The organism is Bartonella sp. AD328YNZD (genome assembly GCF_042196425.1).
Genome location: NZ_JBHIQG010000087.1, coordinates 4,769 through 7,916 on the forward strand (window position 1 = coordinate 4,769; position 3,148 = coordinate 7,916).

The 3,148-nt window shown below is 40.3% G+C and carries 3 protein-coding genes; all 3 read left to right on the forward strand.

Going from position 1 to position 3,148, the window contains the following annotated elements; all coding sequences use genetic code 11:
• Positions 1-632: BID domain-containing T4SS effector (locus tag ACFIO3_RS05730; RefSeq protein WP_375704188.1), on the forward strand; the 632-nt coding region annotated here is incomplete at its 5' end.
• A gap of 331 nt (positions 633-963) precedes the next feature.
• Positions 964-1,914 (forward strand): BID domain-containing T4SS effector, encoded by a 951-nt coding sequence (locus ACFIO3_RS05735; protein WP_375608081.1) that lies wholly within the window; start codon positions 964-966, stop codon positions 1,912-1,914.
• Between the two features lie 354 nt (positions 1,915-2,268).
• Positions 2,269-3,148: BID domain-containing T4SS effector (locus ACFIO3_RS05740; RefSeq protein ID WP_375704189.1), on the forward strand; the 880-nt coding region annotated here is incomplete at its 3' end.

Genomic DNA, 3,148 nt, shown 5'->3' on the forward strand with positions numbered 1-3,148 from the left:
GTGGGCGCTCTCCCCATAAAACTCTAGAATCTGTCTATGCAAAACTTGGCATGGAGACTGAAGGCGGGCAAGAATCCCAACAACGAGAAAATCCCATCTACCAAGGCGTTGGAAGAGCAGCAACACCTCCTCCAAGAACCTCAAAAGAGGTGATTACAACAAAGCTTTTACAAAGCAGAGAATTTCAATATGGTGTAAGAGAAACCCAAGAATGGTGCGCTGTTGTTTATGGTAACCCACATGCTTTGAATGAACCACTTGCTCAGATTCTTGAAGATCCCCTAAATGCAGAAAAAGTCTTATGGAACCTTTTAGAAAATCCTGAAAGCCCTGCTAAACTCGCTGGTCGGCAAGTGCTTGGCGTAAAAAGCCCCGATCGCAGAGCAGCTGAAGATGGTTTTTCTCCCCTTTGCTCAGCTCTTGAAAGGCATATTGGTAACGCACAAAAGCTCCATAAACAGTTTACACGTGAACATGAAAGAGGTCAAAGACAAGAAAGTCCAGAAAGAGAGGCAAGACACAGACGTCATCACCATCATCGTCGTCACACAAGAGAACAAAACCATGAAAGTCCAGAGCACAGCCCTCAACGACCAAAACATGGAGAAAAAGGATTTTCTTATGCCATGTAAGGAGGCATAGGCATAAAAAACAGATAGTTTTTGTTTTTCATGTAATCTCTTTTTCATAGAGTCTCTTGGTGCAAGTCATTTTATTGTGGTTGCGCCAAGAGTTGTTTTAGAATGTTACATAAAATATGTCCTAAAAATGGATTCTGTAATTTATTATAACTTATTGATTAAGATTTCATAAAAAAACTGTATAAAAGACATAAATGTTCATTACATATCGATATGAATAGCACGAAATCTTTGGAGGTCATTTGTTGGATATCTTGTTATCAAAACTAAAAATGGGGAATGTACCAAAGAGGTTTTCTAAAAATATTGAAAGGAAACAGCCATGAAAAAAAGTCACCCACATTCAGAAACCCAGAGAACAGAGCCCCTCTATGCACAAGTTAATAAACCAACCAGAGGAAACCAGCGCAGACCAACCCCAGAAGAGGACGTTCTATACGCAACAGTTGGCAGTGTTACCCCTTCTTCAAGAGATAAACATCAAAGGAAAGAAGATCCTGAAACTGACTATACAACGGTTGCTTCTCCAAAACACGAAGCTGATGTTCTGTACGCATCAGTTAGCAGCGTTACCCCTTCTTCAAGAGGTAAACATCAAAGGAAAGAAGATCCTGAAACTGACTATACAACGGTTGCTTCTCCAAAACACGAAGCTGATGTTCTATACGCATCAGTTAGCAGCGTTACCCCTTCTTCAAGAGGTAAACATCAAAGGAAAGAAGATCCTGAAACTGACTATACAACGGTTGCTCCACAACAAAGAGGAAGATCTTCATCTTCCCTCACAACTGAGCAAATAGCTGTCATGCTTTTAAAAAATCCACACGTTCAAGCACGTGTAGAAGAGGTTATGCATTGGGGTCAGATCGTTTATGGCAATAACAACCTTTTCCAGGAACACTTGCAAGGAATACTTACAGATCCCAGTAAAGGAAAAGATCTTTCAAATCGACTTGCTGAAAATCCTGAATCTATACATAAGCTCGCTGGCCATTCTGCACTTGGCCTAAAAAGTCAGGCACGCAAAGCAGCTGAAGACGGTTTTGGGCCGCTCATTGACGCCATTGATAGTTATACAAAGACTGTACAAGATGCAACAACAAGACTATTGCAAACCCCTATGGCGGAACAAAGACGCCAGCAAGAAAATTCTCAGAAAACTGAAAGGGGCCATCATCATCGTCATCACGAAAGAGAACAAAACCGGGAGAGTCCAGAGCACAGCCCTCAACGACAAAGACATGGAGAAAAAGGATTTTCTTATGCCATGTAAGGAGGCATAGGCATAAAAACAGATAGTTTTTGTTTTTCATGTAATCTTTTTTCATAGAATTTCTTGGCGCAAATCGTTTCGTTGCGATTGCGCCAAAAATTGTTTTAGAATGTTACAAAAAATGATCCTAAAATAGTCCTAAAAATGGACTCTGTAATTTACGATAACTTATTGATAAAATTTCATAAAAAAACTGTATAAAAGACATAAATCTCCATTAGGCTGGTTGTGAATAGCGCAGATCTTTGGAGCTCATTCAGCTCAATATTTTCTTTTATCTCAAAGCGATCCAAGCATAAAAGGCAAGAATGCTCCAAAGAAGTTTTCTAAAACAATTCTTGAAAGGAAACATGCATGAAAAAAAACCATCCTCATCCTTTTCTATCCTCTTCAATACAAGAACTTATAAAGCTTTATGAACAAGCGGCGGCAGAAGTCTCTGGTCCAGCCCCCCTCTCTAAAGAAGCTCCTTCAAAAAGCAAAAGGCTGTCAACGATACTGGAAAAAGATGAGGAAAGACAATCTCTTTTAAGAGAAGAAACTGTTACGGAAGAAATTGCACAGGCATCCGTTAGAATGACACATTCAACAACATCTCTCACAAGAAGTGGCTCGACCAAAAGACCGCAAGAAGCTGAAACGACATACGCAACAGTTCCTCCACAAGTTGCTTCACAAAAGGCAACTATAATCCTCTCAGAAGAAGAAATCACTAAATTTCTTCCACACAATTCATTGGTTCGAGCATATCAAGAAGAAATCCAACGTTTATCCGCAAATGCCTACGGCAACCCAAACATTTTGCAAGAAAAAATGCAGGAAATTCAAAAAAATACCGCTGCAGGAGAGGAGCTCTCATGGCGCATGGCAGCCCATCCTGAAAGTATCGCTAAACTTTCCGGTACCAGCATGTTGGGCTTCAAAAATCGAACGCGTAGACAAGCGGAAGAGAGTTATTCCGCCCTATGTGTCACCATTGATTGTTATACAGAAGCTGTAAAACAGGCAAGAGAGAGCCTCGTACAATCTCCAGAGAAAGAACTCAAAAACTATGAAGGCTTTATGGGGAAGGAAGCCGTCGCTGAACTTCTAAAAAAACCGGATCGTTTCCAAAGAGAAGAAGAAAGCCTTTCAGAAGTAGAAATTTCTACCCAAATTCACCAACATGCAAACGTCAAAAGATACCATGCCCAAATCCAATATTGGTGTAAAGTTGTTTTTGGGAACGAAAACA